This is a genomic window from Ruegeria alba (assembly GCF_022321465.1).
Lineage (GTDB): Bacteria > Pseudomonadota > Alphaproteobacteria > Rhodobacterales > Rhodobacteraceae > Ruegeria_B > Ruegeria_B alba.
Genome location: NZ_JAKOEM010000032.1, coordinates 15,764 through 31,369 on the forward strand (window position 1 = coordinate 15,764; position 15,606 = coordinate 31,369).

Here is a 15,606-nt window from a genome sequence, read left to right on the forward strand (position 1 = left end):
CCGGGACGCTACGCAACTTCAGGATGCGTCTCAAGACTGCAGGTGGTGACATGCCGCGCGGTCAACTCCAACCCAGCGCTACGCCGCCGAATGTCGGCGGAACACGACCGGAATAACCCTTTCCGGCAATTCCGGTCCCTGTAAATCCCGCCAATCCGTCTGAATACCGGCCAATCGGCCCAACTTTGATGAGGCGGCGCCATTCGCGTGGTCGTCGCTACCTTGAAACGGCTCAAGCCTGCGCTTCAAAATGGTCGTGACCTCTCCCGTTCGCACTGCCCCACACCACGAAACCCCAATGAAACATGGGGCGGAATTGGGGGGCGGACTTCAATTCCACCTTCCGCCTGTCTTCCGCCCCCAAGGCTCTGCTTCGCTGACCCCGCGCCCCGAGTATCGGGGCGGATGTTGAACGGAGCAGATCATGAACGACCCCCTTCCGGATACCCCAGAGGATATCCCCGACCTTCTGGCCGACTGGATCAGTCGCGAGCAGCTGGCCCGCGCGCTCAGCCTCACCACGGATACGCTTTCCCGGTGGGAGGCACGTCGCAAGGGGCCGCCCTGCACCCGCATAGGCAGAAAGGTATTCTATCGCCGGGCCGCCGTGCAGGACTGGATCCGGGCACAGGAACAGGCGCATCCGGTCCGCAAATCACGGGGGCGGGCATGACAGCCCAGCCCCACAGCTCCGCCTGGCCGGCCGAGCGCCTTGCCGAGGCCCGCGCCGTCCTTGCCGATGTCGCCCATCATTCCGATCCCCTGATCCGGATCGCCTGTGACGTGCTGATCCGGCATGGCGAGACAGCGGACGAGCGTGCGGCCGCACAGCGTCTCCGCGTAGTTATCGACGCCCGGCGACCCGTTCAGCGCGCCCAGCGCGAAGATGGCGGGAGGGTGCGCTCATGAAGCGCCGTGGCACACCCGAAGCTGATCTGCAGCGGGCCGTGGTACAGGCGCTACGCTTCGTCCTGCCCCGATCTGCAATCATCCATCACTGCGCCAGCGAGGTGACCGAGGCCGGTCCCCGTGGCGCCAGGCGGCAGGCGATCCTGGTCGGCATGGGCGTTCATGCCGGCTTTGCGGACCTGATGGTGCTCTGCGAGGGTCGCGTGCTGTTCCTGGAACTGAAGTCGGTCAAGGGCAGGCTCAGCCTGACACAGGTGGCGTTTCGGGATGCGGTGCTAGCACAGGGTTTTGGCTGGGCGCTGGTCCGCAGTCTGGATGACGCGCTGGGCGCGCTGGCTGATCAAGGATTCACCACCCGCATCGCAGTACCTGTAGGAAGGACCGCGCCATGAGCCACGAGGCGACGAACTGGGCAATCCGGCAGCGCGGGTTGAAACCCACCACCAAGATCGTGCTCTGGCATCTCTGCGACCGGTTCAACCCGGACTACGGATGTTTTCCATCGCAGGCCCGGCTGGCACAGGATTGCGAGATCAGTCGCTCCACGCTGAACGATCATCTCGATCGGCTCGAGGCCGCAGGGCTGTTGCGTCGCGTGCCGCGGATCGATCCGGCAACAAAGCGCCAGTTGCCCACCCGCTACATCTTGGGGTTTGAGCCGGGCTTCACGCCGTCGGATGGGACCCCGCGTCCGAAAACCGGACACGGCGGAGAGTCTTTTTTCGATACCCCTGATGAGAGGGATTGCCTGCCCTTCGATGAGGTCATCGCCAGCCTGCCGTGCCCGGATTTCGGACATGGGATTGAGGTAAAAGCCGTGTCCGGTTTTCCGACAAAGCCGTGTCCGGAAAATCGCGAAAGCCGTGTCCGAATTCCGGACACTAACCTTGTAAGAGAACCACTAAGTAAACCAGTAAAGGAGGAGGAGGGCGCGCAAGCGCGCGCGGAAATCTCTGATCGGTTTTTTTGGGAGCTGCTCCAGGCGCTGGGCCTCGACCCTGCCGCCCTGCCCGGCTGGTGGCAGGGCTGGCCGCCCCGGCAACACGTTCAGCGCTGGCGCGACGCGTTGGGCCTCACCGAGGCCGAGATCGTCGCCACTGCCCAGGCCACCCGCCAGGACCACCCCGAACCACCAGATGGGCCGAAGGCGCTCGACCGCGCCATGCAGCGCGCCGCCCAGCGCAAGGCGGACAACGCCAGCAGGAAACGCAGACGAGGAAAACCTGGAATGTCGAAACCAGCGGCAACGCCCAGCGCCGACGTGCCGGCCTTCTATGCCGCCTGGGTGAACTCCGACAGCCATCTGCCAACCTGCGTCATCAGCAACACCATGCGCAACGCGATACTGGCCCGCGGGCTCGTGACCGCGGACCGGATGCGGGAACGCGGGGTTCTGTGAATGACCAAACTCGAGGGACCAAAACCATGAGTTACCAGGGACGGATCAACCGCACGGGCGGCACGAGGGTGAAACGGGCGCTGGGCGTGCAGGCGGCGCTGGAATGGGCCTTTCGGGTCGAGAAGGCGCAGCTCGAGCTGCCAGTGCTACAGGACGCAAACGAAGGGGGATTTGGCTTCGGCCTCGAATATGTCCTGCTGCACCGCGCGGCGCTAGGCTGCAAGATCGACGGCGGTCGACACAAGATCGGCACCTACATCCACGAGGATGCCGAGGTAATCGCCGCAACAGTGGCCGGGATGCCGGACAAGCTCGGTGGCAAGCGCATGGCGATCCGCGTGGCAGAGTTGGCGCGGGCTGGACTCACCCCCGACTGGATGCCCGGTGCTGTCCCGCGCTGCGTCCCGGTGGAGGTGAAGCGCAATCAGCATGGGGAGCGGGCAACAACGGTCGTCGTCGGGACCGAGCGCGTTCTGTCCCGCGGCAAGTGGCGCACGGTGGATGTGCTGGCTTGCCCGGTCACATACGTTCCGCATCCGCAGCAGATCGAGGCGGCGCGGCGTGCCTACGCGGACTGGTGGCAGGCGCTGGGCTGGATCCGGGATGGGCTGATCGACGGGGGTATGCTTCGCACGGTCGAGGTGACAGAGGCGATGCCGAAGGTAAGGCCGTGGAACCACAGGTGACGAGTGGAAATACCAGCACGCAGCTGTTCTTCGCGCCCGGCACCAGCGCCAGCGGGACTGACTCTTCGGACCTTTGTCCGAGTTTTCCAGATCGCCGAGATGGTCCCTCAGAAAAGCCGCAACCTCCAAACAGCGGACATCGTTGAACCAGGATGCGGTTTATGCCCTAAACAGCCCGGGGTCGGTGCGCTGCATTCTGATTCTTAACTCTTCATGCGTGCAGGCGCTCACTATGGCGAGCGTCATACTCGGCCTCGCCCCGAGGCGCGGAATTCAGACGGTGAGAGGCCGAACCGGCCCTTGAACGCACGGCGAAAACTGTTCGGCTCGATATAGCCGAGATGCCGGGAGATCGCTTCGATCGTCAGATCGGTTCCTGCCAGGAGCGCGCTGGCGCGGTCTTCAACGAACCTCGCCTTGACCTCCCGAAACGTCGTGCCTTCGTCTTTCAGGAGGCGCTGCAGGGTCCGAGTGCCCATGGCTAGCCGATTTGCGATCACGTCCTCGGAGAGGTCTCGCGACACAAGCTGGGCAAATAGCATTTCGCGAACGACATCTTCAAACGTGCGCGGGGGGGAGACGCCCATCAGCACCGGCAACTCTCGGAAGACCAGCGCGTTTTTCGCTTTGAGCGGCGTCGGGTTTGGCGCAGAGAGGCTGCGCACACCGACCGCGACGGCAGGCATCGCGCGCCCCATTTGCACCGGAGTGCCGATCGCATTCTCGAGGAACGCCCGACGGTCGGCCTCCCGCCCGGGAATCTCGATCCACGACGGCCGCCACCCGCCGCCAAGAAAGTGCCGGACGACATGTATGATTATGAACAGCGCCGCATCTTCGAGGTGCCTTCGGCCGATAACCGCGTGAAGTCCGGTCTGACGACCGATGAGCAGGTGCTCTCCGGCCTTCTGCAGGACGAGCGCCGAACCGGGGCTGATCAGCGGAAAGGCTCGCCGTCCTCGCCTTAGACCGTCGCCAAGGTTGCGTGCCCCCAGGACGTACCGGGCATAGGCCGTGTAGGCGGCATAGTCGAATTGGCCGCTAAGACGTGCCCCAAGGTGATCATCTCCCATCGCCCGTGCCACGTGCTCGAGGACCACGGCTTCCAGCCGATACGGAAGATATCCGGTTCTCTGTTCGATAGCCCTTCTGTCTAGGTCAGCTGCCGCAAGCGCGCGGTTCACCACGGCAGGCGACGCGGCCCGGTCGAGGATCGACACCATCTGCGAGAACTCGACGACGTTCACCATCGGAATGTTCATGGCGCATTCTGTCGTAAAATGATTGCCCGGGACAAGTCGGAACTATGATAGTTTCGGATCCGCGAACAGGACATTCAGAATCCTACACAAGGGAAGCCGATCGATGAAGCAATCCACCTATGCAGGTGCCTGGATCTTTCTGCTCTGGCCGGTCGCACTGACGGCTCAGACCTACGTCGGCGACGTGGCTATCCAGGAAGACGACGTCGAACTTGGGGCGCGCCACTATTCGCCCTATCTCGACCAGTCCTACCCCAATCGGGTATTCTTTGGCGATACGCACCTGCATACGTCCTATTCGACCGATGCCGGCATGATCGGGAACGTGCTGGGGCCTGACGATGCCTTTCGCTTCGCGCGCGGCGAGAAGGTGCGCGCTTCAATGGGTACATGGGCACAACTCGTCCGGCCACTCGACTTCCTAGTGGTCGCAGATCATGCCGAGAACCTCGGCCTCGCGCCGATGATCGCGGAGTCGAACACTGGTCTGCTGGCGAACGACTGGGGACGCAAGCTGCATGACATGGTCAAGGGCGGCGATCCGATCGCGGCCTATGTCGAATGGGGGGCCGCGCTCAACGAAGCGGCCGACATGATCCAGGACGACAACCTGCAGCGCACGATGTGGAACCGGATCGTCGACAGCGCCGAGCGGTTCAACGAACCCGGCGTCTTCACCGCGTTGCACGGGTTTGAGTGGTCTTCGGGACCGGACGCGAACAACCTCCACCGGGTGGTGATGTTCCGCGACGATGCCGATAAGGTCGAGGACCTCGTCCCCTTCTCCACCTATGACAGCACGGATCCCGAGGATCTCTGGGACTGGCTCGAGGCCTACGAGGAGAACACGGGCGGACAGGTCATGGCCTTCGCCCACAACGGCAACCTGTCGAACGGCCTGATGTTCGATGACGTGCGGATGAACGGTGAACCGCTCGATATTGCGTATGCCGAGCGGCGGGCGCGATGGGAGCCGGTCTACGAAGTCACACAGATGAAAGGCGACGGCGAGACCCACCCGATGCTTAGCCCCAACGACGAGTTCTCCGACTACTACACCTGGGACCGCGGCAACTTCGGCACCGAGCTGAAGACGCCGGAGATGCTGCCCCGGGAATACGCCCGTCAGGCTCTGGCGCGCGGCTTGAAATACGAGGAAGAGATCGGTGCCAACCCGTTCAAGTTCGGCATGATCGGGGCGACCGACAGCCACACCTCTCTCGCCACGACGCGCGAGGACAATTTCTTCGGCAAGGCGAGTATCGTGGAGCCGGGCACCGGCGCGGCCCGCTACGAGGACTTCATCGTCCAGCCAGTTATCCTTGGCGAAGCAATTGCGGTCAGGCACTATGAGGCGCTGGCCTCCGGTCTCGCTGCCGTCTGGGCGCGAGAGAACACGCGCGAGGCGATCTGGGATGCCTTCAAGCGGAAGGAGGTCTATGCCACCACCGGTTCGCGTATGACCGTGCGTGTTTTTGCCGGATGGGACTTCCAGGAACACGAAGTGCATCGCCCCGACTTCGCGGCGACGGGCTATGCCCGCGGCGTGCCGATGGGGGCGGACCTTTTCGCGGGGCCTGTGGGGGCCGCGCCCACCTTTATGGTTCGCGCCCTGCGCGATCCGGACGGCGCCAACCTCGACCGCGTCCAGATCGTGAAGGGCTGGCTCGGCGATGCCGGAGAGCCGCAGACAAAGGTCTTCGACGTTGCGTGGTCCGGCGACCGCGCACCGGACGCCGAGGGTAAACTTCCTCCGGTGGGAAGCACGGTCGACGGCGCCGACTTCACCAACACGATCGGCGCGGCGGCACTCGGCGGCTACTGGGTCGACCCGGAATTCGACCCGTCACAACGCGCCTACTACTACGTCCGCGTGCTCGAAATCCCGACGCCATCGTGGCTCGCCCACGACGAGGCGTTCTACGGCCCGCTCAACCTTCTCGAGGACGCCGTGATGGTCCAGCAGGACCGAGCCTACACTTCACCCGTCTGGTACGCGCCGGGGTAGGACTTCATCACCGGTGCTGAGGTCCGCTCAGGGCGCGTTCCAGCTGTTGGCTGCAAAATGCACGAAAGTCTGCTGTGCAACAAACGCCGCCCCCCCTCCTCTGGTTCCTCCCCGGCTCCAAACCTATGCGGGGGGGCTCAGCGCAGAGGTTTGCTAGCGACTGGATTCCTCACCGGGGAATCCACCTGGAAGCCACCCTGCAGGTGCCGGCCGGAAATTCGACTCCAAATCAAAGGCTTACAAAATCATGAACTGGCAGGGTGGATTCCCGGCCGGAATCCAGGGAATCCACCTTCGGGGAATCCTCCCCGGCCGGAAGCCACCCTTCTTGGAAGGCTTTGAATCCACGTCACTTTTCAGATTGACAAAGCTGCCCCCCTTGACCTACCCATCGATCATCGAAGAATAGCGCCCGGAGGAAACCCCTCTCGGGCGCTTTCGTTTTTCCCACATCCGAGACCTGCCCCATGGACCTCGTCTTCGCGCCGAGCCAGATCGAAACCTGGCCGATCGATCGACTGCGCCCCTATGCCCGCAATGCCAAGATGCACGATGAGACCCAAGTGGCGAAGATCGCCGCCAGCATGGCCAGGTTCGGCTGGACGGTGCCCTGCATGGTGGCCGAGGATGGCGAACTGATCGCCGGCCACGGTCGGGTGCTGGCCGCCACGGCGCTGGGGCTGACCGAGGTGCCCGTAATCCGGCTTAGCCATCTGGACGATGCCGAGCGCCGGGCCTACCGGATCGCCGACAACAAGCTGACGGAACTCGGCGATTGGGACGAGGTCCTGTTGCGCGACGAAATCGCGGGACTGCTGGCCGAGGATTTCGACCTCGATGTTCTCGGCATCTGTGACGAAGAACTGGATGCCCTGCTGCGCGACCCCGAGGCGCTGGGCGGCGATGGCCCGGTCGAGGGTGAGAACGATGTACCCGATTTGCCGGTCACTCCGGTGTCGGCGCTGGGCGATCTCTGGCAGCTCGGACCGCATCGTCTGATCTGTGGCGACAGCACGAGCGCCGATGTGGTCGGGCGACTGCTGGGCGATGTACGACCGCTTCTGATGGTCACCGACCCACCCTATGGTGTGGAATATGACCCGTCCTGGCGCAATCAAGCCGGCGCGGCAAAGACCAAGCGAACGGGAAAGGTGCTGAACGACGACCGAGCCGACTGGCGCGAGGCATGGGCGCTGTTTCCCGGCGATGTCGCCTATGTCTGGCACGGAGCGTTGCATGCCACGACGGTGGCCGAGAGCCTGCAAGCCGCGGGTTTTGCCATCCGGTCACAGATCATCTGGGCAAAGGATCGTCTGGTACTGAGCCGTGGAGATTATCACTGGCAGCACGAACCCTGTTGGTATGCAGTGCGTGCCAAGGGCAAGGGCCACTGGGCTGGCGATCGCAAACAGACCACCCTCTGGCAGATCGCCAACCGGGATCAGGACGCCGATACGGTGCACGGCACCCAGAAGCCGGTGGAATGCATGCGGCGGCCGATCCTGAACAACTCGAGCCCCGGCCAGGCGGTCTATGAGCCGTTCATGGGATCTGGCACCACGCTGATCGCGGCCGAGACCACCGGTCGAGTCTGCTTCGGCGTCGAACTGAACCCGGCCTATGTCGATGTTGCCATCGAACGCTGGCAATTGTTCACCGGGGAAGAGGCAGTGCTGGCGGAAACCGACGAGAGTTTTTCAGCCCTCAAGAACAGCAGAGCCCGCTCTCCGGTAAGCTGACTTTCCGCCATTCCGGGGGATCGAGTTTCGGAGCCGCCAAAACGATACCGATAAGTCAGTTTGTGGATGGTATGGCCACGAGGTCAATCCGGTACACGGTCCCCCGGCCCTCGACCTTCTCAGCGGTGATGGGCAGGCCCAGTTTCTTCTTGAGCGCGCCCGAGATCATCCCCCGCACCGTGTGTGCCCGCCAAGAAGTCACCTCGACAATCTCCGCTACCGTCGCGCCCTCAGCCCTCTGCAACAACGCAATAACCTGAGCTTGCTTCGTGCCGGTGCGCCCAGAGGTCGGCGGAACCTCGAACGTCGCGCCCTGCTCCACCTTCGCCTTCCGCGCCCGGGCGACCGCACCGGCCACCACCGGATCGATCCCGATGGCTGCGAGCCCGGCCTCGGTGGCAATGAGCGTCGTACCTTGCCCATCGCCAGTTTCGCGCCACAGGGGCTCGCCCCGGCGCAGGTTGGCGTCGACCTCCTCGAGCCAACCACGGGACATCATCTTTCCGACGACCGACTTGGCGGCGGCGCCATGCAGCCCGTCGGGCAGCGGAAGGGCCAGGTTCCCCGGCCGGGCTGCGGCACGGGACAGAATGATGGATTGGGTATCGGTGGGATTTGACATTGGGACCTCCGGGGTTCCGGCACGCGGCCTCGCGCACCTTCTACGGAGGCAAGCCCCGCCAGATGGCGGGGTGGGTTTCGCGCGGCCGCAGGCACCTCAGGCGGCGTGTTCGCCCTCGCCAAAAAGGAAGTCGGTGATCTTGCGCAGATCGGCGGCGACAGAGTTGATCGATCCGACGGCACCCCAGTTGATGGCGTCCGGATCGAACTCGAAGTGGTCGGCGCTGAGGGCTGTCAGCCGCTCCAGCATGGTATCGATCTCAGCCTTGGCGGCAATGAAGGCGCTCAGGGCCTCGTCGTTGTTCCGGGTCTTGCGGCGGGGGATCATGGCAGGGTCATCCTTGGGTGAGTTGCATCGCTTTCTTGCGATCAGCGTCGCTCTGTCCCGCCGATCTATCAACTCAAATCCAAATGATATCATCGGTTTGAGCGGAGTATTCCGGCCATGCAAGGAATGAGCGAGCGGGACTATGCCGCCCATTCCGGACTGTCGCGCGGCGGCGTGCAGAAGGCCCGCCGGAACGGGCGGCTGGTACTCTTCGACGATGGCTCGATCGATGCGGATGGCTCGGATGCGCGGCGTGCAGAAATGACCGATCCCGACCAGCAGCGCCGATCCCTGAGCGGGGACGGATTGATCAGCGGTCCGGGTGAGACCTCGTCTTATCTGAAGGCACGCACGGCGCTGACGGTCTACCAGGCGCAGGAACGCCAGCTTGCGATCCAGAAGAAGAAAGGCACGCTGGTCGATCGGGCGCGGGCGGAAACGCTGGTGTTTCGCCTCGCGCGGCAGGAGCGGGATGTCTGGGTCACCTGGCCCGGACGGGTGGCGGCCCTGATGGCAGCGCAGATCTCGGCGGAGGTGGAACGACAGACCGGGGCATCGGTCACGATCGAAACCGCGATCCTGCAGAGGGTGCTGGAAGCCCATGTCCGAGACCAGCTCGACGCCCTCGCCGATCTCCGGGTCTCCCTCGGATGATGGTGTTCTGACCGACAACGACCTGACCAAAGGTCTCGACCTCACCTTCGATGGGGCGGCGGACATCCTGCACAGCTGGGCCAGGGGTTTGCGGCCCGACCCGAACCTGACGGTGTCGGAATGGGCAGATCAGCACCGCTGGCTCAGCTCCCGGGCCTCCGCCGAGCCGGGGCGGTACCGAACGGCGCGCACGCCCTATCTGCGGGCCATCATGGATGCGCTGAGCCCGGGCCATCCGGCGCAGCGCATCAGCTTCATGAAGGCGGCACAGGTCGGGGCGACTGAGGCCGGCAACAACTGGATCGGCTTTGTCATCCATCACGCACCCGGCCCGATGCTGGCGGTGCTGCCAACCGTCGAGATGGCCAAGCGCTCCTCTCGCGGCCGGATCGACCCGCTCATCGCCGACAGCCCGGCGCTGCACGAGCGCGTCAACCCGGCCCGGTCGCGCGATGCCGGCAATTCGATGCTGTCGAAGGAATTCCCCGGTGGTATCCTGGTGCTGACCGGCGCGAACAGCGCGACAGGCCTGCGCTCGATGCCGGCACGTTATGTCTTCCTCGATGAGGTGGATGCCTATCCCGCCTCGGCCGACGAGGAAGGGGATCCGGTCACCCTTGCCGAGGCCCGCACCACGACATTTGCGCATCGGCGCAAGGTCTTCATGGTCTCCACGCCCACGATCCGGGGGTTTTCCCGCATCGAGCGGGAGTTCGAGGCCAGTGACCAGCAGCGTTACTTCGTGCCCTGCCCGCATTGTGGGGCGATGCAGTGGCTGCAGTTCGAACGGTTGCGCTGGGCGAAGGGACGACCGGAAACGGCGATCTATACCTGCGCGGGCTGCGAGCGCCCCATCGCCGAGCATCACAAGACGGAGATGTTGGCGCGGGGCGAATGGCGAGCCACGGCGGTTGGGAGTGATCCCAACGCGATCGGCTTCCACCTCTCGGCGCTTTATTCGCCGCTGGGCTGGAAGAGCTGGGCCGACATCGCGCGGGACTGGCTGGCGGCCCAAGGCTCCGAGGACATGCTGCGCGCCGCGCGCAACACGCTTCTCGGCGAGACCTGGGTCGAGAGCGGGGATGCGCCGGAATGGCAACGGCTGGCGGATCGCCGGGAGGCCTGGAAAGCCGGTACGGTGCCGGCGCGCGGTCTCTTCCTCACCGCCGGAGCCGATGTGCAGAAGGACCGGATCGAGGTCGATGTCTGGGCCTGGGGTCGGGGGCTGGAAAGCTGGCTCATCGATCACATTGTCATCCCCGGCGGCCCGGACGACCCGGAATGCTGGGAGGCGCTCTCTGACCTGCTGGGGCGCAGCTGGCAGCACGCCGGTGGCGCCTATATGACGGTGGCACGGCTTGGGATCGACACCGGCTACGAGGCCGCGGCCGTCTATGCCTGGGCGCGCAAGGCGGGCTTTGACCAGGTGGCACCGCTCAAGGGGCTCGAAGGCTTCAATCGTTCGGCGCCCGTTTCGGGCCCGACCTTCGTTGATGCCACGGTGGGCGGCCGCCGTCTGCGCCGCGGTGCCCGGCTCTGGTCGGTGGCGACGGCAACGTTCAAGACCGAGACCTACCGCTTTTTGCGGATCGAGCGGCCGAGCGACGAAGACAGGGCGCTGGGCGTCGTGGATCCTGCGGGCACGATTCACCTGCCTGGCTGGGCTGACACCGAATGGCTGAAGCAGCTTGTCGCCGAGCAACTCGTGACCATCCGCAACAAGCGCGGCTATGCGCGGCAGGAATGGCAGAAAATGCGCGAGCGGAACGAGGCGCTCGACTGCCGCGTCTACGCCCGCGCCGCGGCCTGGATCCTCGGCGCCGATCGCTGGGACGAGGCCACCTGGCAGCGGCTCGAGGCGCAGGCCGGTGTGGAAACCCACCTGCCCGTCGCCATGCCGACGGACGCAATACCGACAGACCCGGGCCAGCCCCGGGCCGGAACCCTGGTGACCCCGCGCCGGAAACGGCGGGTCTATACACCAAACTTCATGAGGGATTGATGGAACTCGACCGGATGGTGGCCCTTCTGGCTGCCCTGGAGGAAGCCCGCTACGCCGGGCTGCGCAGCGTCAGCTATGACGGCAAGACCGTGACCTATGGCTCGGACGCAGAACTGGCCTCCGCCATCCGCGATCTCGAGGGACGGATCGCCACCGCCTCTGCCACACCCCGCCGCCGGCGCTGGGGTACCGTGGCGACAAAGGGGCTCTGAGCCATGGCCTTCGACGCCTTCCGCCAGCGGCTTGGCGCCATCATCGGCGGGTTTGATGCGGCGCAATCCCATCGCCGCATGCGGGGCTTTCGCGCCAGCCGCGCGCATGTGAACACGCTGATCGCGGCCTCGGGTGAGACCATCACCGCCCGGGCCCGCTGGCTGGTCAGGAACAACGGCTATGCCGCCAATGCCGTGGATGCCTTTGCCAACCATGTGGTGGGCGACGGGATCAAGCCCTCATCGAAGATCGGCGATGCGACAAAGAAAGAAGAGCTTCAGAAGCTCTGGCTCGCCTGGACCGACGAGGCCGATGCCGAGGGGCTCACCGACTTCTTTGGGCTCCAGCGCCGGGCGGCGCGTGAGGTTTTCCTTGCGGGCGAGGTTTTCCTGCGCATTCGCAGCCGGCGGGTGGAAGATGGGCTCACCGTGCCGATGCAGCTGCAGATGCTGCCCTCGGAGATGTTGTCTCTCGATCTGACCCGCCCGATGCCCGGATCCGGCTCGATCCGTCAGGGCATCGAGTTCGACGGGATCGGGCGCCGTGTCGCCTATCACTTCCTGCGCCGTCATCCCGGCGATCTGACCGACCCGGGGCTGGTGGGCGAGACGGTGCGAGTGCCGGCCACGGAGGTGGTCCACATCCTCGATCCGGTCGAGGCCGGACAGCTGCGTGGCGTCTCCCGCTTTGCCGCAGCGATCGTGAAGCTCTTTACCCTTGATCTCTATGACGATGCGGAACTGGAGCGGAAGAAGACCGCGGCGATGTTTGCAATGTTCATCACCTCGCCTGCTCCGGAAACCGCGCTGGAACCGGCAGAAGAGGATCTGGAGGTCGAGCCCGGTCAGGTGGTCCGGCTCGATCCCGGCGAGGATGTCTCCACCCCGGCCACGCCGGATTCCGGGTCCACCTATGAACCCTTCCAATACCGGACACTTTTGCAGATCGCAGCGGCGCTGGGCGTGCCCTATGGCTATCTCACCGGCGACACGGCAAAGGGCAACTTCTCGAACACGCGGATTGCGCTGGTCTACTTTCGTCGTCGCATCTCGGCCTTCCAGCATTCGGTGATGGTCTACCAGCTTTGCCGCGCGGTCTGGACGCGATGGATGGACATGGCCGTGCTGGCGGGCGCCATCGACTTGCCGGGCTATGCCGCCGATCGCCGGGACTTCCTCGCCTGCGACTGGCTGCCCACAAAATGGGACTGGATCGACCCGGCCAAAGATGCGGCCGCGGAAATCCTGCAGATCGAAGCTGGTCTGAAGTCCCGGACGCAAGCGATCGCCGAACGTGGCCATGACGCCGAACAGGTCGATCGGGAAATTGCAGCTGAGCGCAAGCGCGAGGCGGACCTGGGTTTGGATTTCCGGAGACCGGGGTCGCCCGCCCAGGCCGCTGGCAAGACCGGCGACGCGGATCAGAACCCCGAAACCGATGCGGAGGGGCAGAACCGGAACGAAGGCGAGGATGACGGCGATGACCGGGACCTTCGTCCCGAGAAAGATCGATGATGCGTCACATCCAGATTGCCCAGCGTGTCTTCAACACGCCGCTGATGGTCGATCCCGCCAAGGCGCTGGCGTTCCTGGCCGGTCTCGGGCCACGCATCACAGGTCGCGAGATCAGCTTCGAAGGACTGGACTTGCCACCGGCGGATCCGGCAGACGCCACCCTGCCCGCCCGCGCCTCACTCTTCGGTGATGACCTCGCGCGCCACGGGACCGGCACCGGCGGTCCACCTTATGCGGTGGTCGAGGGAATCGCGGTGATCGCGATCACCGGAACCCTCGTCCATCGCGGCGCCTGGATCGGCCAATCCTCGGGACTGACGTCTTATGAGGGGATCGCGGCCCAACTTCAGGCGGCGCTCGAGGACCCCGCCATCCGCGGCATTGCGCTCGACATCGACAGTTTCGGCGGTGAGGTGGCAGGCGCCTTTGATCTCGCCGACCGCATTCGCGCGGCGCGGCAGGTCAAACCCGTGCAGGCTTTTGTCGCCGATCACGCGCTCTCTGCAGGGTATGTACTCGCCTCACAGGCTGACCGGATCATACTGTCCCGCACCGGCGCGATCGGCAGCATCGGCGTGGTGGCCATGCACAGCGACATGAGCGGAGCGCTCGATCAGAAGGGCATCGCCGTCACCCTGATCAATGCCGGCGCCCGCAAGGTCGATGCCAATCCCTACCAGCCCCTGCCCGAGACCGTCCGCGCCCGGATTGCCGGCGAACTCGAGGAACTCCGTCAGCTCTTTGCCGAAACCGTCGCCGAAGGCCGTGGCAATCGCCTCGACGCGGCAAGCGCGCTCAGCACCGAAGCCGGCGTGTTCCGCGGCGAGGCGGCGGTCTTTGCCGGTCTCGCGGACGAGGTCGCCGATCCCGTCACCGCCTTCCGTGCCTTTGCCGCCGCGCCCCACGGCACCAATCCCACCAGCAGAAAGGGTCCACTGATGATCACTTCACTCACCGATGCTCCGAACCCGGCCTCGGTCGCAAACCCGCCGGAGGCAACCAACACCTCCGCGCCGCCTAACGTCGCCAGTCTTGTTCCGCCCCCATCGGCAGAAAGCCCAGACGCACTCTCGCCGGAAGCCATCCGCGCCGAGGCGGCAGAAGTGGCGCAGGTCTGCGCCCAGGCCGCCCGGCTCGGCGTGCAGATCGACGCCGCTGACGCCGTCGCCCGCGGCCTCAAGCCCGAAGCCCTGCGCGCAAAGGTGCTCGCAGAACTGGCCACCCGCAGCGATACCGCGGGCATTGTGGCTGCCGCACCAGCGGCCAGCGCAAAGGAAAGCCCCATCATCGCGGCCGCCAGGAAATCGGCCGCCGCCTCGCGCTGATCGCCTCCCCAACATCCCGGAGACTGAACCATGCCCGTTCTGACGCAACCGCCCAGCATGGGCGATGTCCTCAAATATGAGCTCAACCCGAACTACACCCGCGAGGTGGTGACCCTGGCCGCCGGGATGCCCTTCCCGGTCGGCTCCGTCCTCGGAAAGATCACCGCCAGCGGCAAACACACGCTCTCATCTGACGCAGGCAGCGATGGGGCGGAGACCGCCAGCGGCGTTCTGCTCTATGCCGTGGATGCAACCCTGGCCGACGCCGTGGGCATTGTCATCGCCCGCGGACCCGCCATCGTCTCGCGGGCAGAGCTTGCCTATGACGGCAGTGTCGATGATGCCGCCAAGATCACCGCCAAGCTCGACCAGCTTGCCGCTCTCGGCATCATCGCCCGCGACGGCGTCTGATCCTCCCTGTCCCCCGGAGCACTCCCATGACCCTGATCCGCAATCCTTTTGACGCCGGCGGCTATTCGCTGGCCGAGATGACGCAGGCCATCAACATCCTGCCCAATCTCTACACCCGCCTCGCCCAGATCGGCCTCTTCCGCTTCGAAGGTGTGAGCCAGCGCTCGGTGATCATCGAACAGCACGAAGGCGTCTTGAGCCTTTTGCCCTCGGTCTCCTTGGGCGGCCCGGCCACCGTCGGCACCCGCGAGGGCCGCGCGATGCGCAGCTTTGCCCTGCCCTGGATCCCGCATGACGATGTGCTCCTGCCGGCCGATATCCAGGGTCAACCAGCCCTCGGGACCTTTGATGCTGCCGATACACTGGTCGAGGTGATGAACCGCAAGCTTCTCTTCATGCGGCGCAAACATGCCCAGACCCGCGAATACATGGAGATGAATGCGCTCCGCGGCATCGTAAAGGATGGCGCAGGAACCACCCTTTACAATTACTTCACCGAATTTGGTCTGGCGCAGATCTCGGTCGACTTCCTGCT

General features: G+C 64.9%; 17 protein-coding genes. 14 read left to right on the forward strand and 3 right to left on the reverse strand.

The window, feature by feature from the left end; genetic code table 11:
• Window positions 1-424: 424 nt before the first annotated feature.
• From MB818_RS20765 to MB818_RS20785, 5 genes are read left to right on the forward strand one after another with little or no spacing between them, the layout of a single operon-like run.
• A complete protein-coding gene (locus MB818_RS20765) occupies window positions 425-673 on the forward strand; it encodes a helix-turn-helix transcriptional regulator (protein WP_164128605.1) in 249 nt (82 codons plus the stop codon).
• Window positions 670-909 carry a hypothetical protein gene (locus MB818_RS20770; RefSeq protein ID WP_164128606.1) on the forward strand — a complete coding sequence of 80 codons (240 nt, stop codon included), beginning with the start codon at window positions 670-672 and terminating at the stop codon, window positions 907-909. Before MB818_RS20765 ends, MB818_RS20770 begins: the two co-directional genes overlap by 4 nt.
• On the forward strand, window positions 906-1,301 hold the full coding sequence (locus tag MB818_RS20775; protein ID WP_164128607.1) for a VRR-NUC domain-containing protein: 396 nt from the start codon (window positions 906-908) through the stop codon (window positions 1,299-1,301). Before MB818_RS20770 ends, MB818_RS20775 begins: the two co-directional genes overlap by 4 nt.
• On the forward strand, window positions 1,298-2,308 hold the full coding sequence (locus MB818_RS20780) for a helix-turn-helix domain-containing protein (protein ID WP_164128608.1): 1,011 nt from the start codon (window positions 1,298-1,300) through the stop codon (window positions 2,306-2,308). The genes MB818_RS20775 and MB818_RS20780 overlap by 4 nt, the downstream gene beginning before the upstream one ends.
• A 26-nt stretch (window positions 2,309-2,334) precedes the next feature.
• Window positions 2,335-2,994, forward strand: coding sequence for a hypothetical protein (locus MB818_RS20785; protein ID WP_164128609.1), 660 nt, complete (start codon window positions 2,335-2,337; stop codon window positions 2,992-2,994).
• A gap of 242 nt (window positions 2,995-3,236) precedes the next feature.
• Here MB818_RS20785 and MB818_RS20790 read toward each other — a convergent pair whose 3' ends face one another.
• Window positions 3,237-4,256 (reverse strand): AraC family transcriptional regulator, encoded by a 1,020-nt coding sequence (locus tag MB818_RS20790; RefSeq protein WP_164128610.1) that lies wholly within the window; start codon window positions 4,254-4,256, stop codon window positions 3,237-3,239.
• 103 nt (window positions 4,257-4,359) lie between these two features.
• Between MB818_RS20790 and MB818_RS20795 the strand changes: the two genes are divergently transcribed.
• A complete protein-coding gene (locus MB818_RS20795) occupies window positions 4,360-6,264 on the forward strand; it encodes a DUF3604 domain-containing protein (protein ID WP_238906300.1) in 1,905 nt (634 codons plus the stop codon).
• 467 nt (window positions 6,265-6,731) lie between these two features.
• Window positions 6,732-8,003, forward strand: coding sequence for a site-specific DNA-methyltransferase (locus MB818_RS20800; RefSeq protein WP_238906301.1), 1,272 nt, complete (start codon window positions 6,732-6,734; stop codon window positions 8,001-8,003).
• Between the two features lie 55 nt (window positions 8,004-8,058).
• Here the strand turns inward: MB818_RS20800 and MB818_RS20805 are convergent, their stop codons facing one another.
• Entirely contained in the window at window positions 8,059-8,625 is a 567-nt protein-coding gene (locus MB818_RS20805; protein ID WP_238906302.1) for a DUF3489 domain-containing protein, read from the reverse strand.
• Between the two features lie 96 nt (window positions 8,626-8,721).
• Window positions 8,722-8,952, reverse strand: coding sequence for a hypothetical protein (locus MB818_RS20810; protein ID WP_164128614.1), 231 nt, complete (start codon window positions 8,950-8,952; stop codon window positions 8,722-8,724).
• A gap of 117 nt (window positions 8,953-9,069) precedes the next feature.
• Between MB818_RS20810 and MB818_RS20815 the strand changes: the two genes are divergently transcribed.
• From MB818_RS20815 to MB818_RS20845, 7 genes are all read left to right on the forward strand, one after another.
• A complete protein-coding gene (locus tag MB818_RS20815) occupies window positions 9,070-9,606 on the forward strand; it encodes a hypothetical protein (RefSeq protein ID WP_238906303.1) in 537 nt (178 codons plus the stop codon).
• The gene (locus MB818_RS20820) at window positions 9,554-11,608 is read left to right on the forward strand and encodes a phage terminase large subunit family protein (protein ID WP_238906304.1); all 2,055 of its coding nucleotides are present in this window, start codon (window positions 9,554-9,556) and stop codon (window positions 11,606-11,608) included. The genes MB818_RS20815 and MB818_RS20820 overlap by 53 nt, the downstream gene beginning before the upstream one ends.
• Window positions 11,608-11,820 (forward strand): phage head-tail joining protein, encoded by a 213-nt coding sequence (locus tag MB818_RS20825; protein WP_164129224.1) that lies wholly within the window; start codon window positions 11,608-11,610, stop codon window positions 11,818-11,820. Before MB818_RS20820 ends, MB818_RS20825 begins: the two co-directional genes overlap by 1 nt.
• A gap of 3 nt (window positions 11,821-11,823) precedes the next feature.
• Entirely contained in the window at window positions 11,824-13,335 is a 1,512-nt protein-coding gene (locus MB818_RS20830; RefSeq protein ID WP_238906305.1) for a phage portal protein, read from the forward strand.
• Entirely contained in the window at window positions 13,335-14,660 is a 1,326-nt protein-coding gene (locus MB818_RS20835; RefSeq protein ID WP_238906307.1) for a S49 family peptidase, read from the forward strand. Before MB818_RS20830 ends, MB818_RS20835 begins: the two co-directional genes overlap by 1 nt.
• A gap of 30 nt (window positions 14,661-14,690) precedes the next feature.
• A complete protein-coding gene (locus MB818_RS20840; RefSeq protein ID WP_164128618.1) occupies window positions 14,691-15,071 on the forward strand; it encodes a head decoration protein in 381 nt (126 codons plus the stop codon).
• A gap of 26 nt (window positions 15,072-15,097) precedes the next feature.
• A partial coding sequence (locus tag MB818_RS20845) for a major capsid protein (RefSeq protein ID WP_238906306.1) occupies window positions 15,098-15,606 on the forward strand: 509 nt, incomplete at its 3' end.